This window comes from Bacillus thuringiensis, from assembly GCF_001182785.1.
GTDB classification, from domain to species: Bacteria; Bacillota; Bacilli; order Bacillales; family Bacillaceae_G; genus Bacillus_A; species Bacillus_A thuringiensis_S.
The window spans coordinates 957,721-981,513 of the sequence record NZ_CP012099.1; the positions used below are offsets into that span (position 1 = coordinate 957,721).

Consider the following 23,793-nt stretch of genomic DNA (forward strand, 5'->3'; position numbering starts at 1 on the left):
CGCTCGTGCGATATTTCAATTTGATAAAAGCCTTTAACTTGTTATAGTTAAAGGCTTTTATCATCATGATTTTTACTTACCAATTACCCACTCTAACATCCGCCTTCAACCACTTCACCCAATCCAAATCCTCTACCTTAAGCAAACTGAGCGAAACACCCTTCATATCTAGAGAAGTCAACAGCGTACCAACCTTTACGAATGTCACTTGCAATCCTTCCAGCTCACACAAACGGCGAATGTCGTTTGTGAAAATGTATTGTTCCATTAATGGAGTTGCGCCGAGTCCATTAATGAGGATTGCGAAGTTGTCACCTTTTCTCCAGCGGTAAATACTTTTTAGTTTGTTCATCAGTTCGATCGCTAATATTTCAGAAGAGGATAGTGCTTCTTTACGGTAACCTTTTTCGCCGTGAATGCCGACGCCATAAAACACTTCATCGTCGTTTAATGTGAATGAAGCTTTTCCTTTCACTGGATCGTTGGCAGGAGAAAGGGCAACTCCTAATGTGTGTAAGTTTTTGATGACAGCTTGCCCGATTGTTGTTAGTTCTTCTAAAGAATGTCCACTCTCAGCGGCCGCACCTAATATTTTTTGGACGAAAACAGTGCCAGCTACGCCGCGTCTTCTTTTATTAAAAGAAGCATCATCTTCAATTGAAACGTCGTCATTTACGATGATGTGGTCAATTTTTCTTCCTTCTTCTTTAGCAATTTGCTTTGCCGTTAGAAAGTTCTCAACGTCATCTTTAAAGTTTTTAATGATGAATAGTATACTTTTATCTTTTGGTATGAGGCGAGTTGCCGCCACAATTTGTTCCACTGTAGGCGGAGTGAAAATACTGCCGTTTACTGCCGCTGTAAGCATACCTTTTCCTACATAACCAATATCAGCAGGTTCATGTCCGCTACCACCGCCGCTTATAATAGCGACGTCTTGCTTTAGTTTTTCGATATCTTTTACATAAATGATGTTATTTGTTTCATCGTAATTTACTTTGTCGTTATGTTCAAAATAAAAGCCATGCAGCATATCTTGAACGATATTTTGTACATCATTCATAATCTTTTTCATTGCTTTTGCCACCCTTTAATTACTTTGCTGATTGCTCAAGTAATAGTAGTAATTGATTGTTTATCATATTTTTCATAAGAGAAGACATAATGGAAGGATCTACTTCGCACTTACTTTCAATCCAATCTTTTATCGTTCCAACGAAGCCGTGACTATAAAAGGAGGCAATCGTATTTTTGGTCTCATCAGAAAGGCTGAATCCACAGCTCACAGATAATTCATCAATAATCTTCATATATAAGTTTTTCGTATGCTCAAATAAATAGTGATTAAACGAGTTTTGCTCAATAACTTTAAAAGCGTTTCGGTAAAATTTTTGATTTTCATAAAAGTAATCAAATAATAAATCGAAAATGTTTTCCCATGTTTCATAGTCAAGAAAATCGATAATGTTTTCCTTCGTTTCTTCTCTATAAATCCAGCTTAATAGTTCAAATTTATCTTTAAAATGATAATAAAAAGTTTGCCTACGCATTTGACAGTGTAACATAATATCGCTCACTGATATTTTATGAAACGACTCTGTTTCCATTAAATACTTCAATGAGTTCGCGATTATCTTTTTAGAAATTATAGAAGAGGTCATCTGAATCATCCCTAGAATGTTATTAATATAAAAATCCTATCTATAAATGAGAGCGGTGTCTTTAGACAGATTGTCCATTTTGTCCGTTTACTATAAAACGCTTTCATTTTAACATGAGTAGTAAGAAGAAGATTTCAAATATATCACAATATATTAAAGGAATTGAGGGAGAACTACAATGAAAAAGATTATAAACAAACCAGAAACATTAGTAATGGAAATGTGCAACGGAATGGTTATGGCTCATCCAGAGCTGGAGCTTTTGAAAAAATATAAAGTAATTAAGAAGAAAGAAATGAACGAAAATAAAGTAACGTTAATTAGCGGCGGCGGTAGTGGTCATGAGCCGGCACATGCAGGATTAGTCGGAAAAGGAATGTTAGATGCGGCAGTGTGCGGAGATGTGTTTGCGTCACCTTCACAAATTCAGGTTTATCAAGCAATTAAAGAAACAGCTAGTAAAAAAGGTACGTTATTAATTATTAAAAATTATAGCGGCGATATTATGAATTTCAAAAACGGTGCGCATTTAGCGACGGAAGATGGAATTGAAGTCGACTACGTAAAAGTGGACGATGATATTGCGGTAGAAGATAGCCTATATACAGTAGGACGCCGCGGCGTTGCGGGAGTTATTTTAGTTCATAAAATTGCCGGCGCAGCAGCGGAAGCAGGTATGGATTTAGGAGCGGTGAAAGCTGTAGCAGAAAAAGCAGCGGCTAACGTGCGCACAATCGGTTTAGCGTTAACGTCTTGCACAGTTCCAGCGAGCGGATCACCTACTTTCACACTTGCGGAAGATGAAATGGAATACGGTGTAGGTATTCACGGCGAACCAGGAATTAAGCGTGAAAAAATGCTGTCAGCAGATGAACTAGCTAACCGTATGACAAGTGATCTTATAAAAGATTTAGGAGTAAAAGATGGCGAGGAAATCGCACTTCTAGTTAACGGTTTTGGCGGAACACCACTGCAAGAACTTTACTTATTTAACAACGCAGTTACGAGAGAACTAGCAGCTAGAAACATTAAAATTAATAGAGTATTCGTTGGTAATTATATGACAAGTATTGATATGGCTGGTATGTCTTTAACGGTAATGAAGTTAGATGATGAGCTAAAAACATTACTATCTAAAGAATGTAATACACCAGCGTTTAAAGTAGATGGACCAGTTGAAAGTGTAGAGTATGTGAATGTACTTGAAGAGACAGAAGAGAAGGAAGTTTCATTTGAAATAGAAACAGCGGAAGAGCACGCTGTTATTAAAAATAATGTCATTACATTAAACAACATGATTTATCTCGTTGATAAAATGAGCGATATTATTATTAAAAATGAAGTACCGTTCTGTGAGTTAGATACGCATGCAGGTGACGGTGACTTCGGAATGAGTGTTGCAAAAGGATTTAAGCAATTAAAACGTGAGTGGCATTCTATTGTAGAACAAGAGAATGTAACGATTGGATCATTCCTTGACGGTTGTTCGATGATTATTATGGAACATTGCGGCGGCGCTTCTGGTCCAATTTGGGGCGGAGCATTCCGCTCAGCTAGTAAAGCAGCAGGCGAAAAACGTGAGCTAACAGTGAAAGAGTTCGCTGAAATGTTGCAAGCAGCACTTCACGGCATACAATCTATCGGTGAAAGATCATTCGGCAGAGGAGCGGTAGTTGGTGACAAAACATTAGTTGACGCACTTGCTCCATGTGTAGATTCTTGGTTAGCTAGCGCTTCAAACGAAGAAGACATGAAAACTGCCTTTGAAAAAGGTGCAGAAGCAGCAGTTAAAGGAGCAGAGTACACGAAAGAAATCGTAGCTCGCATGGGCCGCGCTGGTACAGTTGGCGAAAGAAGCTTAGGATATCCTGATGCAGGTGCGCATGCGCTTGGAGTTATCTTTACGGAGATTGCGGGTAGTTTGAAGTAGGAATTAGAAAGTCCCCTCTGCCTTATGGTGGAGGGGATTCTCTAATTATAACCATCATTCTTCTAGTGAATAAATTTATTTGTTAGCCAATCTAGAAGCTGCTTCTTCCACTTCTTTATATGCATTTCGTAATACTTCATGTGGATCTAGTACTGCTGTTCCTTGTGCACGAACGATTTGATAATCTTCAATACCAAGGAAATTAAACATCGCTTTTAGATATTTATGAGAGTATTCCACTTCTGTATACCAATCATCATTTGTATAGATTCCTCCACTTGCTTGTATAACAAGCATTCTTCTTCCATCTTTAAGTAATCCCACTGATCCAGTTTCAGTATATTTAAATGTTTCACGTGCAATCATGATATTGTCCATGTAATCTTTTAACTTTGATGGAATATTAAAATTATGCAAAGGTAATACGATAACATACGTATTTGCACTTTTAAATTGTTGTAAAATCTCGGACATACGTTCCGTTACTTTTTGTTCTTCACCAGTTAACTTTTGTCCATTTCCTTGCTTTTCCCATGTAGTTAAAACAATTTTATCTATCATTGGTACTACATCATCGTATAAATTAATCTGTTCAATCGTTTCATTATTAGAAATTAATTCTGTATAAGATTCTAAAAAATGGTTAAGAACCTTAATGCTGACTGATGATGTATCATCCACTTTCGGATGTGCGTTTATGATGAGTGTTTTGTTCATTTGTATTTCCCCTTTTAAAAAGTTTTTACGCTTTAATTGTCGACCAAGTTAATCGACGATTAACTTGGTCTTTAATATAAACTCTGAAATTATTTTTGTCAAATAAAATACATACTGTTCTAAAAGAGCTTTTTTTATTTGACTAAAATTCTAAATGGTCCTAAGATACAATTTGATAACCCTTAAAATAAAAAGCAGGTGATTTGTATATGCAATATAGTGTTGGGGTTGAATATGCCTTACATTGCCTAGTTTATTTAATTAATACTCCTTCCAAGGAAAGTGTTGGAATAAAAGATTTGGCAGAGTTTCAAGGACTTTCTGAAACATTTCTTTCAAAAGTTTTCGGTAAATTATCTAAAGCTGATATTGTGAATTCTGTCCCAGGTGTAAAGGGAGGATATAGGTTAGCTAAGTCTCCAGAAGATATTTCTTTTTGGGATGTAATAGAAGCTGTCGAAGGCCCAAAACCTATTTTTCAATGTAAAAATATTGTACAGAATGGTGTACTATATCGAGATGAGGTTTGTAATTCTTGTGAACCTAGCAATTCTTCTTGTACAATTAATTTAGTAATGCTTGAAGCGGAAGAACACATGCGTGAGTTTCTTCGCAAAAAGACTCTTGCATGGTTAGATAAAGAACTTGACATTGTTTTACCTGAAAAGATAAGGGTAGATACTCGTGAATACTTCAAACAAAAAAACTCTAACTAAATCGCCATGACGATTTAGTTAGAGTTTTTTTGTTTTTTAACAATATCAATCAACTTTTATTTGTCTAGTCTAAAACCTATTTCCATGACCAATTTGATTTCTTCACATATGTACCACATATCAGTAATTTGTCCATTATCATTAAATTCAAAAATACCAACTTCATCCCACTCTAAAAAAACCTTTTCGCCAGTAGCTGCATAAAGAGCCGCGCTGGTACAGTTGGCGAAAGAAGCTTAGGATATCCTGATGCAGGTGCGCATGCGCTTGGAGTTATCTTTACGGAGATTGCGGGTAGTTTGAAGTAGGAATTAGAAAGTCCCCTCTGCCTTAAGGTGGAGGGATTTTTATATAGTTGATATGTAGAAGACTTCTTTCGGTTCTTTCTCAGTAAAATATGAGTTTGTTACTGTTTTTGATAAAATCTTATTTCAAAAATACAACTAATATTTCTCAACATTAATATATTGAAAATAGTTAGAATATTTAAGATAATCATTTGTGAAGAAGTAAGTTATAAAAAAAGGGGGAATTTATTTTGTTACGTCGTTTATCTATTTGTACAGTACTAACAGCTTTTATATTTACTTTATTTACATTTAACGGCTCTGCTTTCGCAGCTACGAATGCTACTGAAAATGAAAATGTAGTAGCAGCTTGTGCAAAGGGAGGTACGGTAGGTGTATATGGTGCAAAGATGCGCAGTGGTTATACTGTCGATTCACCTGTCTTACATACATTTAATGATGGTACGAAAATTACTGGAACATGGGTAACTGGTGAATATGTTCAAGGTCATTACAGTAATTCTAAACAGTGGTTAAAAGTTACATATAAAGGGATGACAGGTTATGTATCCCATACAACATTATATAACGTTTGCTCATAAAACTATGTACCATAATAGCTTTGGATATATTGAGCTAATCTCTTCTAGAGATTAGTTCTTTTTTATCTCTTAGTTTTTAATGGGGCATTTATTGAAAAAGACCAACGATTCATTAAATCGATGGTCTTACGTTTATATAGTATTCATTTGTATCTATATCAAATTTTTCATTGCTTTTTGCTTATTTTAGACTTAGTTTGTTTGTGATTGCAGCTTATCAATTTTCCAGTATGTTTGTAGAGGGTCTAAAGAGCTTTCAATATAAAACATATATTCATCTGCGGTACGTGGTACTTCAAAAGCTATTTTCAATTCTACCGTTTCATTTGGTTTAACTTGTATATCAGAAGGGTTTTGATCAAGTACCTTTCCTTTATAGATCTTTCCGTCTTTTTCATCTTTTAAGTTATATTTTAATTCTGATAGTCCAATCGTTTGCCCTCGTACATTTTTTACAGAGACATTAACAATGGCGGAATCGTTGCTAGCCTTTAAATATGCACTTTGAACAGCGGCCAAGTAATAGCCTCCCTTAACACTCTCGCCAACTAATAAAATACCTTGTTCCAAGCGGCTCATCTCTTCTTTTTCTTCAAAATTTATTAATTCTTCATTTTCATTTTTTGCGGTTGGTTCTTCTATTGGACCATTTTCAACGGCACTATCTGTTTTATCTTGTGTGCAAGCAGTCGTAACACTGACTAATACTAGAATGAAAGTAAGTAATATAGATAATTTTCTCATAAAATTTATCTGTCTCCTTAAGTTTCTCAATTTTGTACAACTATACATATAAGATTAACATAATGTCTCATTATTGGCTCAAAATAGGGGGTCTTTTAGACGTCTTATTCTTTTTACTTTTAATATACATTCGATTGGTTCTCGCGATATTTGTTAATCTTTTAAAACATTGGCTTAGTAATACCGAGGGTTATTATAGATATATTAATCATGTAATTTGTCCATATCAAAATGAACGTTTTTTGCATCTAATATATTGTAAATATATTTTATTTTGAAAGGATGTGATTATATGGCCCATAAATCTACTGGAGTGTTTCGAGTTCCAGTCTCTGAAAATGGGATTATTCCAACTGCTCTCAACATTATGCTAAACAATGATTCGCGTTGCCATACTAGTAATGTGACGGTAACTGTTAAGAGAAGTCGAAACACTTTTTTCCCAACTCAAAATGAATTAGTTGAAATCTCTCGTACTTTTGTTTCTTTAGAACCAAACAGAACAACTAAGATTGTGTTATTTACTCCAGAATTCCAAATAGAAGATTTTCTTGATGTCATCATTAGTGGAAATAAAGAGGATGTTAAGGATGTTCTTGTATATTCTTTCTTAGCAGATTCAGTAGGTCATAATCTGCCATCTACTGTTTTCAGAAATGCAGAATACACTTTTGCTTGCTGACACCGTGATGATGTATTCTTTACTGTCGTATATCTGAATTGAAATGTTGCAAGTAGCACTTCAAGGCATATAATCTATCGTTGAAAGATCATTCGGCAGAGGAGCGGTAGTTGGTGAAAGAAGTTTAGGATATCCAGATGCAGGTGCACATACGCTTGGGGTTATCTTTACGGAAATTTTAGGTAGTTTGAAATAGAAATTAAAAGATCCCTTCTACCTTAAGGTGGAGGGGGGTTCTTAATATTGTTTTTTGATATATATTGCTAAATATGTTCCAATAATTCATTCTATTGTATTGAGAATAATGTCATCTACATCAAAAAACGGCTTATAAAAGGAACTAGTATTTGAAGGAGTTCCACCTCAAACATACTCCTATGCATATAGGTATGTTTGAGGTGGATTTATTAACGAATTTTATATATAGCATGAATGAAAATGGGATAAATAAAACAATGTTTCCTATTATGTTTTTAAGAATTAATTGAGCAGGTCCTTGTAAAAATAAAGAAAAGACACCAAAAGGTGCCTTCTGCCAACTTAAATTATTTTAATATTATCGTTTTAAGTTTAAAAGCTATAGGGATTTTTTCTGTGGGATTTGTAAGTAGTTTTTACGAAATTATGAGTGTTTTTTATTTTGTAATTCAATAAGTTCATCTGGTAGCATTTTTGTATAATATTCTTTTTCTGTTAGTTCAAATATAAATAATGCTTTTTTCCAGTTATAAATAACATCTTCTACATTATGTTGTTTAATTTTTAATAATAACTGACCTTTTAAATAGAATAGTTCACCTAATAGGTATAACGTATTTAGATTAATTGCTAATTTGATGCCCTTATCAATGTATTTTATTGCCTCTTCATGTTGATATGTGAAGTCCAAAGATTTTGCTAAATTTAACATGATTTTCAACTTAATTTCTTTATCTCTAGGAAAATCTAACTTATTAAAATTACTTAAACATCTTTTTAATATATTAATACTTTTTTCATATTCTTTATTTTCCCCATAAAATATAGCCATTGTTTGCATAATATCTATTTCTCTTTCTGATAAAAAATCAGAATTAGTTAAAGTCAGTTTTAATGCATTATTTAGAAAATCTAAAGCAGTTTTTAATGATTTATCCACCATAAATATAGCAATTGCTTCATGCCATATTAGAAATTGTTTCTCTTCTTTTGTTTGAAAATTATTTAAGTTTTTCTCTTTTTTCACTATTTCATAAAGTTCTTTATATTGTTTTTGCTTTAAGCAATCTTTTATTACGTATTTTACATTTTCTACATATTTTAATCTTTTATTTTGAGTTAGTGCAAATATGTTATTCGGATCAATACCAAGTCTTTCTGATAATTGATATAACAATATACTAGATGGATAAATCATACCTTTTTCAATCTTGCTAATTTGACTTTGTGAACATATTCCATGACATAATTCGGATTGTGATATATTTTTTTTAATTCTAAGTTCTTTAATGGTAATACCCAAATCGTTAAATTCCATTTTTCCACCTACTATTTAGCACTTTATTAATATAAGAACATTCTCTAACCTTAATGTAATGTAAAATTAATATAGTTGCAATTATTGTTTTAAAGAGCTTATCGTTTCTATAAGATGGTGAGATTTTTTTATGTACAAAAAAGACACCAAAAGGTGCCTTTCGCCGACTTGGACCACGTTCATTTAATATAAACCTATCTGTATTTTCACATGCTTCTCTAATCCCTCTATTTTACATTTGATAAAATAAAATCCTAATATTACCAATAATTAAATAAATATTTCTACATGTTCAAGATATTTACATAAATTACAAAAATGATACATTTAAGTTGTAAGCTATAAAAACTATTAAAGGGGGATTTATTATGTTCAAGAAATTAGTAGTAGGGCTATTGGCAACAGGTATTGCATTAACAGGAGGAATTGGGGCAGCTTCAGCTGATACGCAAAAAGCTGTGAGCTCTCCGAAGCAAGCAACATGCTCAATTCCTTATGAGTATTCTAATGGTAAATTCAAAAGAACTCTTTATTACTCAAATGGAGTATATGCTAATAGTTTTAATGAAAATGTTTGTGGCGGGACGATTACGTGGTATTTAAAACATGTTCAAAATGGAGTTGCTTTTTACGAAGGTAATTTAAAATAGTAGATTTTTTGAACCTCATTTATTGAGGTTCTTTTATTTTTAGTTTTTAAACTGATTCTCTATAAAAAAGACACCCTAAGGTGCCTTTTTGCGATTTGATCCATTGTAATATGGTATTGAATGCCAGTCCGATTATTATTTTACCATGTTAAGTAGTTTCGGTTATTGAGAAAAAATACAACTCATTGTTTGAATGCAAAAAAGCCCTAGGGGGACTAGGACTTTTTGCTAGAATGAATAAGATTTAAAAAAGGACTTATATAACGTAACATATGAATGTTTCGTAAATGTATCAAAAAAGTGAACAAAAGCGTTAATTTTAATAAAAAAGCTCCGCGATAAAAGCTGCGGAGCTTCATAAGGTCGAGTTATGTCGTACTCACAAGGGATTTTAACATGAATGTTGTGGTGAAAATACTGGTAAATTTATCCCGTAAAACCCCCATTGATTAGTGTTTCACTTCATTTGAAGGAATTCATGTTTTATAAATTAGATTATGATAGTTGATATTCTCCATATTGACCAGAAAAGAACTAAAAATTCTAGTGAAATTCCAAATGTTCGTTTCCTAGTTTTTTGAAATTCTTTTATTAAATAGCCAACAGCACTAATTGCTATAAGAATGAAAAGAATAAGTTCGAGTGTAACTGGCATTTTATCTACTCCTAATACATTAATTTGTTATATAGAGATTATAAGATATTTTTGCGGCTAGTAGTGAAAAATTTAATAAAACTATCTCTAATGGAGTTTTGTTTGAACTTCTAAAAGTATTTGTGAAAACCATTGTACGTAAAATTTCTGCGTATGTTTTTAGGAAACAAATTTTAGAAAAAGATAACAAAAAACCCGCTCCCCGTCGCCGTTGTAAGCAAAAGGGTGGGTTTTGTAAAAAATAAATGAGCCCTAATGGATATAATGTACAAAAGAAAAGAGGCTTTCTTATGAAAGGATAGACTTTCATGTGTCATCACTATTAATAATGATGTGTTATTTTTACATAGAAACGAATAAGGAACAGAACAAGTTATAGTTTAAAGGGGTAAAATGGTGGGATTGTATTGAGAAATTTTTTTGAAACAATAATATTCAGAAAATTAAAAGTTTTACTGGGAGATTTTTGTTATTATGTTAGTAATCTATAGACAAAGGAGAAGGGGCTATAGGAGTGTACATGTAATAAAAAAGGAAGAAATCAATTTACTTTTACATGAGTGGTATAGAGAAATTCGTTCACAGAATTTCTCTAAGGCAAAGGAATTAAAACAAAGTATTGATACAAAAGTTAATAGTATGGAAGAAGATCGAAAGAATACAGAGTTTTATTCACTTGTAGATTTTAGATTTAAAATGTTAAGTGCAGAGTTTTATCCCCATCAATCTGACATATCTAAGAATGATCTAAGAAAAATGAAGTTAGATGAAGCTCCATCAGATGAATCTTTATTATATTATTACCATTTCTTTAAGGCTTCTCATGCTACAGTAAACGGTGATTTTAAAGTGGCTGAAAAGCATTATGGAATAGCAGAATCTTTGTTGGGAAATATTCAGGATCCAATCGAAAAAGCAGAATTTAACTTTAAGCTATCAAGCTATTATTATCACGTTTGCCAGCCTATTTTAGTAATTCAATATGCAACTAGAGCAAGGAATACATTTGAAGGGCTGTACGGGTATAGCAGGAAGGTGGCAGCATGTGACAATGTTCTGGGTTTAGCATGTGTAAAGCTAAATGAATTTGAACAAGCAGAAGTTTATTTCATGTCGTCTCTGGATATTTTGAAAAAGCAGAATGAAGAGGAGCTAATGTTACGAGTTCGACATAGTTTAGGGGTTATGTATGCAGAGCAAAACCTATCTGATTTAGCACTTCGTTACTTATCAGAAGTATCACAAAAAATTCCGAATCACTTTAGAGCGATTTTTTTGGAAGCTAGAGAGAATTTAAAGTTAGGAAAGACAAAGCTTGCAGCGTCCTTAATTGAAAAAGGATTAATAATTTGTAATGAACTGGAACAAAAAGAATATGAACATCATTTTACAATTCTAAAAGAAATGAATGAGAATGTTTCTGCTGAAGAATTAGAGTTAGCCATTTCTAAAGGAATTTCTTTCTTTAATGAAGTAGGTTTATGGCAATATGTCCAGGAATATGCTGAAAAATTAGCGGTTAAATATCATGAAGAAGGAAATTCAATAAAATCTAGTGAATACTTCTATTTAGGATATAAAGAAAAAGAAAAAGGTTTTCAGAAAGGGGCTTTAAAATGAAAAGGATCATCAGCAGTTCAATTGGATTAATAATTACGGTCATACTATTAAATGGAGTAAATGTTTCAACGGACCAATCAGAGGTCAATACAACAAGTGTTATACAATATACGCATGGAGAGCCGTGGGGCTGATGAAATATTGAAGTATAAAGAGTTGTTATATCAAAGGATTATTACCGAAGAAGAGTTCTAAGTGAAGAAAAAGTAATTATTAGGTATATAGATGAAACGCTCAAATGAGCGTTTTTTTATTTATATATTCGCAAGTAAAACAACATAATATTACTATGAATCCTTATAACAATATGAATTTTTGCATATTTTAAAATTCAATATATCCATCAAAAACTTTTAATTGTATAATATATTTTGTCATATTTTTAGATTTTTCGACATAAACCAACAAAAATAGAGAATGTATTGGGAGAAGACATTATGTATACAAAACTATTAAAATCAATTACATCATTATCACTTATTGGTGGTGCGTTGTTATATACAAATGGCAGCGATGTGAAAGCTGCTGAAGTGGGTGTTTTTTCTGATGTACCGACATCACATTGGTCATATCCTGCGATTAAAGATTTAGCGAGTAAGAATATTATTTCCGGTTATGGAAATGGGATATTTGGTTTTGGAGATGTTGCGACAAGGGAGCAAGTTGCGGCTTTAATTTATCGAGTGTTAGTACCGAATAAACAAGGCGGTTCGTTTAGTAATAATGGAACTCGTTACGTATTAAAGGATGGATCTACGTTTAAAAATCCTTACGGTGATATTAATCAAAGTTCTACAATGTTCCCAGAAGAGGTATTAACTTTAACGAATTTAGGAGTTTTTAAAGGTGATGAAAACGGCCAGTTTAGACCGAAAGCTTCTGTGAGTCGTGCGGAAATGGCACAAATTCTTACAAATGCTTTCCATCTTGCGGCTAAACAAAAACATACCTTTAAGGATGTTCCAAATCCATTTTGGGCAGAAAATGCAATTAGTGCGGTGCAGTCAAATGGAATCGCAGATGGCACAGGGAACGGGAATTTTGAACCGTATGGTACAGTAACACGTGAACAGTATGCGCAGTTTTTATATAAAACTTTGAAGTATAAAAATGCTGATGTGAAAGACACAGGAGATGCGGCATTATTAACAGCTTTTAAAGAGGAAGTACAAAAGCGTATTAATACGTATGAAACGACTATTACACTTCCATATAAAACGAAAAATAATAATACAGACGAAGTGATGAATACACTTTTTAACGCATATAAAGAAGTTGCAAGTAAAAATGAGTATACAAATTATAATAGATCGAATGTTTCATATGGACTTTCTGGATCACCTGGAAATTATACATTTACGCTTAAGATTACATATCGTGAAACGAAAGAACAGACGGAATATGTCATGAAACAAGCGAAAGCAATCGTTTCTTCTATTACTCAAATTGGAATGGATGATCACGAAAAAGTGAAGGCGATTCATGATTACGTAGTAAAACATGTTTCTTATGATACGTCTTATAAAGCTTACACAGCATATGAAGCACTTGTAAATCGTTCTGCGGTTTGCCAAGGTTACGCACTATTAACTTATCAATTATTAAAGGAAGCAGGAATTGAAAATCATTTCGTGACAGGAACTGGGGACGGACAACCTCATGCTTGGAATTTAGTGAAAATCGAAAACAAATGGTATCACCTTGATACAACATTCGATGATCCGGTTCCAGATGAGCAGGGCCGCGTAACGTATTCGTATTTCAATTTATCAGATGAACAAATCGCAAGAAATCATGAGTGGAATCGCGGAGACTATCCGCAAGCTACAACAAATTATTATAGTACACTGACAAACAAAATTGCGGCAGGTAGTACGAAAACGCCTGCATATCAGCAAATATTAAAAGATACAAAGTTAAACTATTTAGGAAATGAATATATCGTAAACAACTATACTGAATTAAAAAATAAAATGCAGCAGCGTTATAGTGCGAAACCAGAGAAAATTGAAGTGCTGTACAAGCAATCAATGAATGGTGCACTGCAAGATGTGAAAAAGGCAATTGGCGAAATCGATTATCCGCAAGGGGCAAATCGAGTTTCTTATAAAGCGGAGCCTTACAATTCGAAAGAAGGGTATTCTTTAGTGACAATTACGTTTACGTATTAAGAATGAGAAAAAGCATCTGTTTCAGATGCTTTTTTTTATTATATTGATTCGACAAAATATGACAGGTGAAAGCGGATTGGTCTGTTATGATAATTTTTGAAATTTTACATTTTGGAGGATTAATCATGAATAAAAAGAAGATTTTCGCTGCGTTAATAGGAATTGTAGCCTTATTTATAATTATTAATGTAGTTGTTACGAAAGAGAAAACGACATCAACCAGTGAAAAAATGTACTCTGAGAAAGAATATAATAAATTAGTAGATGAACATTTTGAAGAGACGCAAAAGTTGAAAAGTGATATGAGTGTGTTAGAAACTGAAAAAAAATCTCTTGATGAGCAAGTGAAGAAGTTAAAAGATGAGTTAGCGAAAAAAGAGCAACAAGTAGCGCAGCAGCCGGTTCAACAAGAACAACCAAAGCAAGAACCACAACAACCAGCACCAGCGCAACAGCCGGAAAAGAAAGAAGAGCCAAAACCGGAACAACCTACTGGAGCATTCGAAAACCCTATGAAAAGCATAAACAAAACAGATGCAATGAACAAAGTGAAAGAAAAAGCGAAGCAAGACTTCCAAGATGACTATATGACACAAAACTTTGTTGCGGAGGAACAATCAAAAGCATTTGATTTCTTAAACGGAGTAGAGATTAAATCACAAGAAGAATTGAACGTGATGAAGAAGGCATTGGGAGATTTTCCTAACGACTTTATGACCGCGAAGTTTGTTTATGAAGAGCAAATGAAGGCGAAGAATAAGCAAGGGTAAAACAAAAACGCTATCTTTTAAAAAGGTAGCGTTTTTGTTTTGGGTTATAAAGTTATTCCTACATTTGACATGTACAGTCTGACTGTATAAAATGAAACTATTCAGTTGAACTATATAGTTTAGCTATATACTTATCGTTACATTGGAGGTCTTTATGAATAGAGATAAAAATTTACCATTAACGGAAACAACGTATTACGTTCTTTTAGCTTTATTAGAACCAGCCCATGGTTATTTAATTATGCAAAAGGTAGAGGAACTGAGTAATCATCAAGTGAAAATCGCAGCGGGTACACTGTATGGCGCGGTTGAAAATTTATTAAAACAAGGATTAATAGAATCAGTAAAAAGTGAAGATAAACGAAGAAAAGTGTATGTCATTACGGAACGAGGGAAAGAAGTATTACACTTAGACTTTATGAGAATGCAGCATATTATTGCGGTTACAAAAAGTTTATTACACGTATAGTTAGGGGGAAATGATGATGTGGAGATTGAAATTCTTTTTAGATTTTGAGAAAGAGGAAAAATGGTTAGAAGAGATGGCTTGGAAAGGTTATCAACTAGAAAGTAATACATTTGGTTATACATTTAGATATACAGAACCGGAAGATGCGACGATTAAAATAGACCATAGAGTATTTAGTAGAAAAAGTGATTTTATTAATTACTGCACATTATTTGAAGATAGTGGCTGGGAGCATATAGCTGGTAATCGGTGGTCAGGTACGCAATATTTTAAAAAGGTAGATGAAGAAAGTGAAGATGACATTTTTTCAGATCCAATGTCACGGGCAGGGAAGTATAAGCGTCTATCTAAAACATTTTTAGAATTAGCAATCTGTTATTTGCCGATATTATTTTTATTTATGTATAGTAATACAATGAATTTAGGAGCCTTTGTAAATCCGAAAGAACTATACTTGACGCCAGGATTATGGGATAAGCAAGGTGTATCATTTCTATGGTCATTCTTATTTGAAACGCCATTTGCATTAATGAGAGGACTTTTTTTGACATTTATCCCCGTTGCGACATGTATGTTTTTCGTTTGCTCGTATAAAGCGAATCGATTGTATGAAGAGAGAAGATGATAGGAGAAATCCCCTTAAAGTAGATGCTTTGAGGGTTTTTTAATGTATAAATAGGGAATTTGGTAATCATTAGCATTAATTCCTTTTTGTTTATGTTTAAATATGATATCATTTTGATAATATTCCTTAGGAGGATGATTATCATTAATATACTTTTAGGTATTATTGGAGCAATTGTTTTACTTGCCTTTGTTATCCATCCAGGAGTCCCAGACAAACGTGTCCCTCTACAAAATAAACTTGCAGTAATCCTTCCATTGATTGTTATAGCCGGTTTAATTTCTTTATATATATAATTAAAACAAGAATAACATTAAGATAGGTAGAGAAGTATATATCTGCTTTTCTACCTATGCGTAGTTTAATAAAAATGCTCATCAACATTTTCACTACTATTGTTCTTTTGTTAATTGCTGCATGGACTACAAAATGAACTAATACAGAGGGCCAGCATAAATAAATTATTGTATTTCTCAATAAATAAAACAACTTAACGTGGTAAAATAATAGTTGGACGGGAGTCCAATACATATTATTAAAATTAAGATGGTTCAAGTCGGAGGAAGGCACCTTAGGGTGTCTATTCTTTTTTATAAAAAGAAAATTGTACGTTTAGACGCATTTTAAATACAAAATAACCGATTCCTTATATGTTAAGAAACCGGTTATGTATTTCCCTACTTTTTTTAGGGGCTTTTTCTTGTAATGGTCTTAAATGATTGATTTAAGGTTATAAACTTAAATCATGAATAAAAGATAGAGTAAAAACTATATAAGAAATAAATGTCACGAAAACAAGAAAACATATAAACTGAGAATTAGATACATATTGTTCTATTCTTTTTTTCATGTTAATTTGTATTCTTTTGCAAATGTGAAGTATCAATTGGGATCTGAGCTTTCCAAGATCCAATTACTTTTCCAATTCTAGTTATATTTACGTCTAAAGTGAGGGGCTGTTTAAAAACGTCTTTTTCTTCAGTCGTTATAACAAATGTAGAAACACCTTCAGGTCTATCATTATCACGAATGCCTATTTCATCTAATTTTTTACCTGCTGCTATAAGTTCAAAAGGAAGACGATCATCTGAATCCTGGATAAATGATAGTCTCCCATCATCTTTAATCTCAGGGTTTTCCTCTTGTTGCCCATTAATTTTACCATCACTTTGGAGATCTAATCCTGATGTATCAAATTCAAATGGTACTAAACTTCCGTCAGCTTTTTCCATTCTATAATGAACTGATATACGTGAATCTGCGATAAATAATTCTTTGAGATGTACAGTAATACCTTGATCTGTAATTTTTTCATCAATAGGAATATATTTCCCGTTCTTCATCATATCTTGTACGACACCATTTTCATCTCTTATTCCTTCATTTACAACTTTATCATTTGTAATTGCATCAGAAAAATATGAAGCAACATTTGTAGCCGCTACTTGTACTTGTGGAATCATTGCTGTTGTGAAAAGTGCTGCTGCAGCTACTGCTGTATACATGAAACGTTTTGATTTTTTACTCATGTTTGTAAACATCCCCTTCTTTTGTTGCTTTTTGTGATTTATATTAGAAACATTGTCTAACTTGGAACGACTTTCAAATGTTTTCCATGCTTGTTCTATATCAATTTTGATTTCTTGTGGTGAATTTGCAGATTCTTCATCTAGCATTACGTTTTCCCATTGATTTAATTTACTAATTTCTATTAATAAATCTTGGCATGCTTCACATGTATCTAGGTGCTTTGTGAATTCCTTTCTTATATCATGAGAAAGTTCTCCATCAATATATGTTTGAATAAACCCGATATCATAACATTTCATTTGTTATGCCTCCTCCATTTGTTTATAAATCTTGCGAAATTTCATTTTGGCTCGGACTAATAATGTTCCAATAGAAGATATTTCAATTTGAAGTACTTCTGCAATTTCTTTATATTGAAAACCAGAGAATTTCATTAGTAAAAGGGTTCGTTCTCGATCATTCATTTTATTTAGTATCGTTTGGACCTTTGTAATTTCTTCTTTTCTTATCCAATCATCGTCTAATGATGAAACATTTTGTACTTCATGGTATTGGATTTCTTTATCAATCTTCGCTTGTTGCCTTTTTTCAGATCGAAATTGGTTATAGGCTACATAAGTAGAAGATTTAATCAACCATCCAGGTATGTTTTCAATTCCTTTCCAATCGCTACGATATAATTGTAAAAATACTTCTTGGGCTAACTCTTCAGCGATAGATTGATCTTTAACAATCCAGATGATTTGTTTCACAGCGTAAGCATAGTACTGCTTAAATAAATCTTCAAAGGTCATATCAGAAGCATGACTTTCTTCATTTTCTACGGTTAACATGTTCGTTTAAACCTCACTTTCAATTTGATACCTGTATTATAGAGAAACCAGAAAAACAGATTTTGTGACAGTTTTTCTGGATATTTTTTTATATTTTTTATTATGTACTAAAAAAGCATTCATCTGATTAAAAGATAAATGAAAACATAAAAACTATAACTCTTGCAGTAGTTGTCTATTAATGTACAAGAAAACAGTTAGTTTGTTGCCAAATTGCATTTAAACGTACGATTTTCTTTTTTCTAAATAAGAGTCTTGTCTTAAAGAAGATAAAAATTCAATGGATGATTACCATGAATATATAGATAAAGTTCATCCATATATTTGTAGAAAGGAGGAATTCAAATGAAGAGAGATGATAATAAGATTGGTCACTTTACATCTGAAAAAGGAAAGGAAGACTTTCAAATTGCTTACGATGAATCAATGGCACTTCTTCCAAAACCTAACGATATGAAAGATATAAAAACGAAATATGGCACAATTCGTGCTTATTATTTTACTAAAGAGGAAAACAAACATAAGGAACCAATACTCTTACTCCCTGGACGTGGTGCATCTACTCCAATGTGGGTACCAAATTTAGGAGGTCTAAGAGAAAAAAGGCCTGTTTACACGATAGATTTACTAGGTGAACCTGGGATGAGTGTGCAAACGAAGGTGATTGAAAACCAAAAACAACAAGCAGAATGGTTAAATGAAGTAATTGAAGGATTAGGTTTAGAAAGAGTGCATATCGTGGGTGTCTCCATTGGAGGTTGGACAACAATGAACTTGGCCAGATATAATCCTGATCATATTGCTACGGCTAGTTTATTAGATCCAGTCTTTGTATTTGCGCAAATATCCATAAAAATGATTCTGGCATCTATTCCAGCTTCCGTTCCTATTGTACCTAAGTTTTTAAGAGAAAAGATGTTAAGCTATGTTTCTGGAGGAGCGGAAACAAATGACGATGAGCCTATCGCTAAGTTAATCGAGTCGGGTATGCGTAACTATAAACTGAAAACGCCAGCGCCTGATCTATTTAGTAAAGAGGACTTAAAAAGTATTGATATTCCAGTGCTTGCACTTATGGCTGAAAAAAGTACAATGCACAATTCGGTAAAAGCAGTTGAAATTGGAAAAAAATACGTTAAAGATATTGATATAGTTAATTGGAAAAATGCATCTCATGCAATCAATGGTGAGTTCTCTAACGAAGTTAATGCTAGAATCCTTGATTTTGTAGAAAAACATTCTAATGATAACTAAGTTGAAAGTGGAAAATATGTTGTCATAACAACTTATAGCTATTTAGAAGATTTAGCTCATTTTTTATTTTGGTATATTTTAATTCTGCTATTTTCATGAATATGTATAATTACATAAAATTTCAGTGAAAAAGAGAGTATACTTTCGTATTGTGTAATAAAGATAAAGCCCGCCTACGGAAATAGGCGGGCTTTTTTTACTTATAAAGAAAAGACAATCTGTAAGATGTCTTCCTTCGATTTAAAACATTTTACTAGGTTAAGTTTTTGTGATAATAAATTCTTTTAACTGGAATGAACAGGAGTAGTACATCACTTTATTCTTAAGCATCATTCTCAACAAAAGTGAAGATTTTCATTATCTTTTTAACTACAAAGGGTAATAATTTAGAAGCTAAAAATGCAAGTACGAAAGCAATTCCCCATGTTTTCATCCATAATTTGAGAAATAAAGCTGTATATCCAACATTCATTGAAACCATGACGAAAGAGATAATACTAGATATACCTAAAATCATAAAGATATTAAAAATTATTGGTTCGAATTTTTTATTGATTTTCAAAATTAACACCTATTTTCTATATATGCTTTGCTGCCCGATTTCACCAACATCTAATCTTACAGTTTGAAATCTAGGTTGTCCAGTTTGTTTTACTTTACTGCAATAGCAATATTATCTGGAATAGGGTTTCACCATATTGCTATTAAACTAAAATTTTAAGATTGCACCTAAACGAAATTTATAGTATCGAAGTTCATTTTGGAGGGGGGAATGTAATACTACATCTTTAAAGTATTAGTTACACTTGAACTGCACATTGCGTATTTTTTATGAAGAAAAGACACTCATATAAAAGTGTCTTTTCCGATAGTTTTTTAGCAGAAGCAAGCAGCTCCAACGATGATTAATAAAATGAACAATACAATTAATAAAGCAAATCCTCCAGCGAAGCCACAGCCCCCACAACTACCACCAAAGCCCATAACAGTTCCTCCTTTTAATAGGAAGGGAAAACCAAGGGGTCACTCATGTGTTTTAACGGATTCCATTTACTTTATGCTTTTATGAATGAATGGAGCAGGTCCTTTTCAAAATAGATTTATGCCGCTATTTGCCGGGGAGTAAGACCTCGATTGGTGAGGGCTGATTTAAAGTTTCACTTTATTCTTTAAGAGCGAATAAATAAAAAACAAAATATCTAAAAATATAGATGGAAATCCGCTTTTATACCTTTCAATAAAAGAATACTAGCATTATATATTATAAGGAATACTTGTCCTTAATTGTAAATGAAAGGGGGGAATTGGTATGAGTTATGGCTATGGTCACCCTCCAAAAAAATGCTGTGAACATCATAATGAAACTTTATCAACGGGTATATTACGTAGACATTCCGCTACGTTATTTCTTACTGTGGATGCTATGAATGTTGATCCTGACGATACTCGTAGAGTAACTGTTGAAATGTTTGATTGGTCATCTGGTTCTCCGGTATTGTTACCATTAATAGACCCTTCAACGCAAACATTGCCACCTAATCGATATGTTACTTTCCGTTCAGCAGCTCTTCCTCCAAGACTTTTTGCTTATGAAGTAAGAATCATTCGTCCGAAAGATAGAGATGTTGTTACGAATGTTTTTGGTCTTAGTGCAATCGTATTTAACCCACAAGAAGGAAATAATGTTTTACAACATGATTTAGCAAAATTAGACCTTAAATAGCTTTTATAAAAGTCTATTTATTGGGCATGAGTAAAAAAAGAGTAGGATGTAATCCTACTCTTTTTTTACGTTAACTAGAATTTTAAAAGAAATCCTTCATCATTTTAGCATCTTTAATATTCACGATCATACTTTCTACCTTATCTTTCTTCTCATCTTTAGCAATTGTAATTTGTTCCTTATTATCAATCCAAACAAAAAATTCTTCTTTTGAGTCATCTTTATATGTAACGGTCATAGTAGAATGCGCAGATTGTTTCTTTTTTTGATCTAAAGTGATAGTTTTAGGTGTTCCATTTTGAACTGCCGAAACGATAGATTTTATCATTTCTTCATTGTCTGTTTGAGATTTGGAAGTAGTATTATTTGTTGTTTTGAGTATTTCAATGTCTGTAATATTAGCGGAATTTAATTGAAATGTATTTTGTGTATGTTCTTGCTTAGCCTGCGAAGTTTTATCTGTAGCCGAGGTGTTTGTACAGCCTATTAAAGTAAAAGATAGAGCGGCTAGAGCGCATATAGATATGATTTTTTTCATAGTATCCCTCCTCAAGTTTAATTATAACAATATTCTGTTAATTCAGGTAGTTATTGTAAGGAGAAGATGTTTTAAAGTGGTAAATGATGTTGTTCATTTTCTATTAAAATCAAAATTCACATAACTTTTTTCATATTTTATGTTTAACATTTTGAAAATGGGTGTACTACATATAATATAACAAATAATTCATTTTAAAGGAGGAAGTTAAAGATGGAAACGAAGTATAGTAAACCTTTTGTATATGAATTTATTACGGAGAAAGAGGTCATGAATGCGGCAAATGATCTAGTGAAGAAAGGAATAGAACAAAAAGATATTTATGTGTTAACACATGAGAAAGAGAGGACAGATAGAATTGCAGATAATGCAGACGTGAATACAATTGGGATAAAAGAGGAAGGACTTGGGACAAGCATTATTAACGTCTTTCAAAAAACAGGAGATCAGTTAAGAAATAAAATGCAAGAGTTAGGGCTTAATGAGGAAGAAGCGAACTTTTATGAAGAAAAGCTGGATGAAGGAAAAATCTTGTTATTCGTTAAGGATTTAGAAAGAGCTGGTGAATGGTTACAAGAAAGAAGATGCACGTATTCTATTTAATTTGTATCCTTTAAATCTATAAATCTATTATGAAAAGGAGATGGGAAATATGAGTGAGAGCGGGCTAAAAGAACAAATTACAGGTAAAGTTGAAAAGAAAAAAGGACAAGTAAAAGAAGGGATTGGTGAAATTACTGAAGATAGAGAGTTGAAAAATGAAGGAAAGTGGGAGAAGACGAAGGGAACTATAAAAGAAAAAGTCGGAAAAGTGAAACAAAAGATAAGTGATGGGTTGGATAATAAAGAATAATACATGTTTATCAAGCTTTGGTTACATACCAAAGCTTGATAAATCAAATATAAAAACAATATAGGAGGTTTAATTGTGGGACTTATTATTACGTGTATTGTAGGTGGACTTATTGGTGCGTTAGCCGGAATGATTACGGGAAAAGACTTTCCTTTAGGTATAGTTGGTAATGTGATTGCTGGTTTAATTGGATCTTGGGTAGGTAGTGCATTATTTGGTCATTGGGGTCCTGAATGGGGAGGCATTTTTGTTCTTCCAGCGTTATTAGGTGCAATCGTCTTTATTTTAATCGTTACATTCTTCTCTAGAATGCTGCGGAAAGCGTAAGTATGATAATGAATAGTAATCTTAAGTTTATTATATATAACTATAAAGTGAATGAACTGATAAATATACATAAAAAAGCATCCAATTAAATTAATTTGGATGCTGTTTTTATGTAATCTGCATAGGAATGAGCGGGGGATGAAGGCCCCCCGCTCATTGAAATTACACTTTCTATTATGTATTAAACCATCGTTACTTTTTCACAATTATTTATTCTTACGACCTGCCTCGGTTCTATATGAGATAAGTCCTCGCTATTACCTATATCAACTACAATTGTATTTGTTAGTATGTTAATAATGGAACCAACTAACGTTGTAGCATGATCGTGTCGATAAGAAAATTGAACAAAATCTCCCTTTTTAAAGTTGTGCTCTTCCATAGATAGATCCCCCTAAAAATAATGTTTATACATTATACATACACAAATTTATAAGGTTTAAACATTCGGTAGTATTTTTTAAGTGTTAAGCCGAGAAAGGTGTAGAAAATTTATTTATAATGAAAATAAAAAAATATGTTTAAAACTAATTTTTATGGATAATTAAATAGTAAAAGTTCGAGATAAGGGGGCGGAAATGATGAATTTGGAAATAAATATTTTGCAAAATGATGTAGGTTATACGGTACAACTTAATGGTGAAATTGATGCGTATACGGCATCAGATTTAAAAAATAAGATTATGCCTATTGCAAGCGAGAAAGAGGTTTATATCGTAGTAGATTTTAACAAGGTAGATTATATGGATAGTACTGGTTTAGGTGTTTTTATAGCGCTATTAAAAGCAGTTAAGAAAAATGATGGCAAGCTAGAGTTTATCGGTGTATCTAAAAGATTAAAAAGATTATTTGATATTACAGGGTTAACAGAAATATTAAACTTGAATTCCGATTTTGAAAAAGTAGAAAGAAGGTGACTA

General features: G+C 32.7%; 30 protein-coding genes and 1 pseudogene. 20 read left to right on the top strand and 11 right to left on the bottom strand.

Features of this window, described 5'->3' with window-relative positions; all coding sequences use genetic code 11:
* Positions 1–76: 76 nt before the first annotated feature.
* A complete protein-coding gene (dhaQ, locus tag AC241_RS04935) occupies positions 77–1,075 on the bottom strand; it encodes a DhaKLM operon coactivator DhaQ (protein WP_050842736.1) in 999 nt (332 codons plus the stop codon).
* A gap of 19 nt (positions 1,076–1,094) precedes the next feature.
* Positions 1,095–1,661: a dihydroxyacetone kinase transcriptional activator DhaS gene (gene dhaS / locus AC241_RS04940; RefSeq protein WP_000204220.1), complete on the bottom strand. Its 567-nt coding sequence runs from the start codon at positions 1,659–1,661 to the stop codon at positions 1,095–1,097.
* Between the two features lie 178 nt (positions 1,662–1,839).
* On the opposite strand from dhaS, the gene dhaK reads away from it, so the two are divergent.
* Positions 1,840–3,591, top strand: coding sequence for a dihydroxyacetone kinase subunit DhaK (dhaK, locus tag AC241_RS32575; RefSeq protein ID WP_080990738.1), 1,752 nt, complete (start codon positions 1,840–1,842; stop codon positions 3,589–3,591).
* A gap of 75 nt (positions 3,592–3,666) precedes the next feature.
* On the opposite strand, the gene AC241_RS04950 is transcribed toward dhaK, so the two are convergent.
* Complete coding sequence (locus tag AC241_RS04950) at positions 3,667–4,308, bottom strand: FMN-dependent NADH-azoreductase (RefSeq protein ID WP_050842738.1); 642 nt, start codon at positions 4,306–4,308, stop codon at positions 3,667–3,669.
* A gap of 209 nt (positions 4,309–4,517) precedes the next feature.
* Here AC241_RS04950 and AC241_RS04955 point away from each other — a divergent pair, with 209 nt between their 5' ends.
* The 3 genes and pseudogenes from AC241_RS04955 (at position 4,518) to AC241_RS04960 (ending at position 5,913) form a co-directional block, all read left to right on the top strand.
* Complete coding sequence (locus AC241_RS04955; protein ID WP_050842741.1) at positions 4,518–5,024, top strand: RrF2 family transcriptional regulator; 507 nt, start codon at positions 4,518–4,520, stop codon at positions 5,022–5,024.
* A gap of 209 nt (positions 5,025–5,233) precedes the next feature.
* Positions 5,234–5,332 (top strand): annotated as a pseudogene (locus AC241_RS32580) (DAK2 domain-containing protein); the annotation flags it as partial.
* Between the two features lie 230 nt (positions 5,333–5,562).
* On the top strand, positions 5,563–5,913 hold the full coding sequence (locus AC241_RS04960) for an SH3 domain-containing protein (RefSeq protein WP_000946191.1): 351 nt from the start codon (positions 5,563–5,565) through the stop codon (positions 5,911–5,913).
* 192 nt (positions 5,914–6,105) lie between these two features.
* Here AC241_RS04960 and AC241_RS04965 read toward each other — a convergent pair whose 3' ends face one another.
* The gene (locus tag AC241_RS04965) at positions 6,106–6,657 is read right to left on the bottom strand and encodes a DUF4352 domain-containing protein (protein ID WP_050842743.1); all 552 of its coding nucleotides are present in this window, start codon (positions 6,655–6,657) and stop codon (positions 6,106–6,108) included.
* Positions 6,658–6,949: 292 nt separating this feature from the next.
* Here AC241_RS04965 and AC241_RS04970 point away from each other — a divergent pair, with 292 nt between their 5' ends.
* Both AC241_RS04970 and AC241_RS32585 read left to right on the top strand, forming a co-directional pair.
* The gene (locus AC241_RS04970) at positions 6,950–7,339 is read left to right on the top strand and encodes a hypothetical protein (RefSeq protein WP_000940659.1); all 390 of its coding nucleotides are present in this window, start codon (positions 6,950–6,952) and stop codon (positions 7,337–7,339) included.
* A 76-nt stretch (positions 7,340–7,415) separates the two neighbouring features.
* Entirely contained in the window at positions 7,416–7,535 is a 120-nt protein-coding gene (locus tag AC241_RS32585) for a DAK2 domain-containing protein (protein WP_071713771.1), read from the top strand.
* Between the two features lie 426 nt (positions 7,536–7,961).
* Here the strand turns inward: AC241_RS32585 and AC241_RS04975 are convergent, their stop codons facing one another.
* The gene (locus AC241_RS04975) at positions 7,962–8,855 is read right to left on the bottom strand and encodes a helix-turn-helix domain-containing protein (protein WP_050842745.1); all 894 of its coding nucleotides are present in this window, start codon (positions 8,853–8,855) and stop codon (positions 7,962–7,964) included.
* A gap of 368 nt (positions 8,856–9,223) precedes the next feature.
* Here AC241_RS04975 and AC241_RS04980 point away from each other — a divergent pair, with 368 nt between their 5' ends.
* The 8 genes from AC241_RS04980 to AC241_RS34625 all read left to right on the top strand — a co-directional run bounded on the left by AC241_RS04980 (position 9,224) and on the right by AC241_RS34625 (position 16,111).
* Positions 9,224–9,505, top strand: a complete 282-nt coding sequence (locus AC241_RS04980) for an LCI fold-containing protein (protein ID WP_000473837.1) — start codon at positions 9,224–9,226, stop codon at positions 9,503–9,505.
* A 1,129-nt stretch (positions 9,506–10,634) separates the two neighbouring features.
* A complete protein-coding gene (locus tag AC241_RS04990) occupies positions 10,635–11,780 on the top strand; it encodes a response regulator aspartate phosphatase (RefSeq protein WP_043938265.1) in 1,146 nt (381 codons plus the stop codon).
* Positions 11,777–11,914 carry a Phr family secreted Rap phosphatase inhibitor gene (locus AC241_RS32595; RefSeq protein ID WP_000821342.1) on the top strand — a complete coding sequence of 46 codons (138 nt, stop codon included), beginning with the start codon at positions 11,777–11,779 and terminating at the stop codon, positions 11,912–11,914. The genes AC241_RS04990 and AC241_RS32595 overlap by 4 nt, the downstream gene beginning before the upstream one ends.
* 303 nt (positions 11,915–12,217) lie before the next feature.
* The gene (locus AC241_RS04995; RefSeq protein ID WP_050842747.1) at positions 12,218–13,951 is read left to right on the top strand and encodes an S-layer homology domain-containing protein; all 1,734 of its coding nucleotides are present in this window, start codon (positions 12,218–12,220) and stop codon (positions 13,949–13,951) included.
* A gap of 125 nt (positions 13,952–14,076) precedes the next feature.
* On the top strand, positions 14,077–14,721 hold the full coding sequence (locus AC241_RS05000) for a hypothetical protein (protein ID WP_050842749.1): 645 nt from the start codon (positions 14,077–14,079) through the stop codon (positions 14,719–14,721).
* 154 nt (positions 14,722–14,875) lie between these two features.
* On the top strand, positions 14,876–15,190 hold the full coding sequence (locus tag AC241_RS05005) for a PadR family transcriptional regulator (RefSeq protein ID WP_001078063.1): 315 nt from the start codon (positions 14,876–14,878) through the stop codon (positions 15,188–15,190).
* A 13-nt stretch (positions 15,191–15,203) separates the two neighbouring features.
* On the top strand, positions 15,204–15,815 hold the full coding sequence (locus AC241_RS05010; protein WP_002100804.1) for a DUF2812 domain-containing protein: 612 nt from the start codon (positions 15,204–15,206) through the stop codon (positions 15,813–15,815).
* A gap of 134 nt (positions 15,816–15,949) precedes the next feature.
* Entirely contained in the window at positions 15,950–16,111 is a 162-nt protein-coding gene (locus AC241_RS34625) for a hypothetical protein (RefSeq protein WP_000583951.1), read from the top strand.
* Between the two features lie 555 nt (positions 16,112–16,666).
* On the opposite strand, the gene AC241_RS05015 is transcribed toward AC241_RS34625, so the two are convergent.
* Both AC241_RS05015 and AC241_RS05020 read right to left on the bottom strand, forming a co-directional pair.
* Positions 16,667–17,644, bottom strand: coding sequence for a DUF4179 domain-containing protein (locus AC241_RS05015; RefSeq protein ID WP_050842751.1), 978 nt, complete (start codon positions 17,642–17,644; stop codon positions 16,667–16,669).
* Between the two features lie 3 nt (positions 17,645–17,647).
* Entirely contained in the window at positions 17,648–18,178 is a 531-nt protein-coding gene (locus AC241_RS05020) for an RNA polymerase sigma factor SigX (protein WP_050842753.1), read from the bottom strand.
* Between the two features lie 345 nt (positions 18,179–18,523).
* Between AC241_RS05020 and AC241_RS05025 the strand changes: the two genes are divergently transcribed.
* Positions 18,524–19,432 carry an alpha/beta fold hydrolase gene (locus AC241_RS05025; RefSeq protein ID WP_016082629.1) on the top strand — a complete coding sequence of 303 codons (909 nt, stop codon included), beginning with the start codon at positions 18,524–18,526 and terminating at the stop codon, positions 19,430–19,432.
* Between the two features lie 322 nt (positions 19,433–19,754).
* On the opposite strand, the gene AC241_RS05030 is transcribed toward AC241_RS05025, so the two are convergent.
* Positions 19,755–19,994, bottom strand: coding sequence for a DUF2798 domain-containing protein (locus AC241_RS05030; protein WP_029443021.1), 240 nt, complete (start codon positions 19,992–19,994; stop codon positions 19,755–19,757).
* Positions 19,995–20,308: 314 nt separating this feature from the next.
* Entirely contained in the window at positions 20,309–20,416 is a 108-nt protein-coding gene (locus tag AC241_RS32605) for a YjcZ family sporulation protein (RefSeq protein WP_080990740.1), read from the bottom strand.
* 325 nt (positions 20,417–20,741) lie between these two features.
* Here AC241_RS32605 and AC241_RS05035 point away from each other — a divergent pair, with 325 nt between their 5' ends.
* Complete coding sequence (locus AC241_RS05035) at positions 20,742–21,155, top strand: hypothetical protein (protein ID WP_016082627.1); 414 nt, start codon at positions 20,742–20,744, stop codon at positions 21,153–21,155.
* Between the two features lie 82 nt (positions 21,156–21,237).
* On the opposite strand, the gene AC241_RS05040 is transcribed toward AC241_RS05035, so the two are convergent.
* A complete protein-coding gene (locus AC241_RS05040) occupies positions 21,238–21,693 on the bottom strand; it encodes a hypothetical protein (protein ID WP_050842755.1) in 456 nt (151 codons plus the stop codon).
* A 213-nt stretch (positions 21,694–21,906) separates the two neighbouring features.
* Between AC241_RS05040 and AC241_RS05045 the strand changes: the two genes are divergently transcribed.
* The 3 genes from AC241_RS05045 to AC241_RS05055 all read left to right on the top strand — a co-directional run bounded on the left by AC241_RS05045 (position 21,907) and on the right by AC241_RS05055 (position 22,873).
* Positions 21,907–22,296, top strand: coding sequence for a YflT domain-containing protein (locus tag AC241_RS05045; RefSeq protein WP_048565188.1), 390 nt, complete (start codon positions 21,907–21,909; stop codon positions 22,294–22,296).
* Positions 22,297–22,345: 49 nt separating this feature from the next.
* Positions 22,346–22,546: a CsbD family protein gene (locus AC241_RS05050; protein ID WP_029442042.1), complete on the top strand. Its 201-nt coding sequence runs from the start codon at positions 22,346–22,348 to the stop codon at positions 22,544–22,546.
* A 75-nt stretch (positions 22,547–22,621) separates the two neighbouring features.
* Entirely contained in the window at positions 22,622–22,873 is a 252-nt protein-coding gene (locus AC241_RS05055) for a GlsB/YeaQ/YmgE family stress response membrane protein (RefSeq protein WP_000522903.1), read from the top strand.
* A 181-nt stretch (positions 22,874–23,054) separates the two neighbouring features.
* On the opposite strand, the gene AC241_RS05060 is transcribed toward AC241_RS05055, so the two are convergent.
* The gene (locus AC241_RS05060) at positions 23,055–23,255 is read right to left on the bottom strand and encodes a hypothetical protein (protein ID WP_029442044.1); all 201 of its coding nucleotides are present in this window, start codon (positions 23,253–23,255) and stop codon (positions 23,055–23,057) included.
* Between the two features lie 196 nt (positions 23,256–23,451).
* Between AC241_RS05060 and rsbV the strand changes: the two genes are divergently transcribed.
* Entirely contained in the window at positions 23,452–23,790 is a 339-nt protein-coding gene (gene rsbV, locus AC241_RS05065; protein WP_029442045.1) for an anti sigma b factor antagonist RsbV, read from the top strand.
* The last annotated feature ends 3 nt before the right edge of the window (positions 23,791–23,793 follow it).

Bases quoted from the DNA above. Each gene is read 5' to 3' on its own strand.
- dhaQ (WP_050842736.1), bottom strand. From the start codon at position 1,075: ATGAAAAAGATTATGAATGATGTACAAAATATCGTTCAAGATATGCTG.
- dhaS (WP_000204220.1), bottom strand. From the start codon at position 1,661: ATGACCTCTTCTATAATTTCTAAAAAGATAATCGCGAACTCATTGAAG.
- dhaK (WP_080990738.1), top strand. From the start codon at position 1,840: ATGAAAAAGATTATAAACAAACCAGAAACATTAGTAATGGAAATGTGC.
- AC241_RS04950 (WP_050842738.1), bottom strand. From the start codon at position 4,308: ATGAACAAAACACTCATCATAAACGCACATCCGAAAGTGGATGATACA.
- AC241_RS04955 (WP_050842741.1), top strand. From the start codon at position 4,518: ATGCAATATAGTGTTGGGGTTGAATATGCCTTACATTGCCTAGTTTAT.
- AC241_RS04965 (WP_050842743.1), bottom strand. From the start codon at position 6,657: ATGAGAAAATTATCTATATTACTTACTTTCATTCTAGTATTAGTCAGT.
- AC241_RS04970 (WP_000940659.1), top strand. From the start codon at position 6,950: ATGGCCCATAAATCTACTGGAGTGTTTCGAGTTCCAGTCTCTGAAAAT.
- AC241_RS04975 (WP_050842745.1), bottom strand. From the start codon at position 8,855: ATGGAATTTAACGATTTGGGTATTACCATTAAAGAACTTAGAATTAAA.
- AC241_RS04980 (WP_000473837.1), top strand. From the start codon at position 9,224: ATGTTCAAGAAATTAGTAGTAGGGCTATTGGCAACAGGTATTGCATTA.
- AC241_RS04990 (WP_043938265.1), top strand. From the start codon at position 10,635: ATGTTAGTAATCTATAGACAAAGGAGAAGGGGCTATAGGAGTGTACAT.
- AC241_RS32595 (WP_000821342.1), top strand. From the start codon at position 11,777: ATGAAAAGGATCATCAGCAGTTCAATTGGATTAATAATTACGGTCATA.
- AC241_RS04995 (WP_050842747.1), top strand. From the start codon at position 12,218: ATGTATACAAAACTATTAAAATCAATTACATCATTATCACTTATTGGT.
- AC241_RS05000 (WP_050842749.1), top strand. From the start codon at position 14,077: ATGAATAAAAAGAAGATTTTCGCTGCGTTAATAGGAATTGTAGCCTTA.
- AC241_RS05005 (WP_001078063.1), top strand. From the start codon at position 14,876: ATGAATAGAGATAAAAATTTACCATTAACGGAAACAACGTATTACGTT.
- AC241_RS05010 (WP_002100804.1), top strand. From the start codon at position 15,204: ATGATGTGGAGATTGAAATTCTTTTTAGATTTTGAGAAAGAGGAAAAA.
- AC241_RS34625 (WP_000583951.1), top strand. From the start codon at position 15,950: ATGATTATCATTAATATACTTTTAGGTATTATTGGAGCAATTGTTTTA.
- AC241_RS05015 (WP_050842751.1), bottom strand. From the start codon at position 17,644: ATGAAATGTTATGATATCGGGTTTATTCAAACATATATTGATGGAGAA.
- AC241_RS05020 (WP_050842753.1), bottom strand. From the start codon at position 18,178: ATGTTAACCGTAGAAAATGAAGAAAGTCATGCTTCTGATATGACCTTT.
- AC241_RS05025 (WP_016082629.1), top strand. From the start codon at position 18,524: ATGAAGAGAGATGATAATAAGATTGGTCACTTTACATCTGAAAAAGGA.
- AC241_RS32605 (WP_080990740.1), bottom strand. From the start codon at position 20,416: ATGGGCTTTGGTGGTAGTTGTGGGGGCTGTGGCTTCGCTGGAGGATTT.
- AC241_RS05035 (WP_016082627.1), top strand. From the start codon at position 20,742: ATGAGTTATGGCTATGGTCACCCTCCAAAAAAATGCTGTGAACATCAT.
- AC241_RS05040 (WP_050842755.1), bottom strand. From the start codon at position 21,693: ATGAAAAAAATCATATCTATATGCGCTCTAGCCGCTCTATCTTTTACT.
- AC241_RS05045 (WP_048565188.1), top strand. From the start codon at position 21,907: ATGGAAACGAAGTATAGTAAACCTTTTGTATATGAATTTATTACGGAG.
- AC241_RS05050 (WP_029442042.1), top strand. From the start codon at position 22,346: ATGAGTGAGAGCGGGCTAAAAGAACAAATTACAGGTAAAGTTGAAAAG.
- AC241_RS05060 (WP_029442044.1), bottom strand. From the start codon at position 23,255: ATGGAAGAGCACAACTTTAAAAAGGGAGATTTTGTTCAATTTTCTTAT.
- rsbV (WP_029442045.1), top strand. From the start codon at position 23,452: ATGATGAATTTGGAAATAAATATTTTGCAAAATGATGTAGGTTATACG.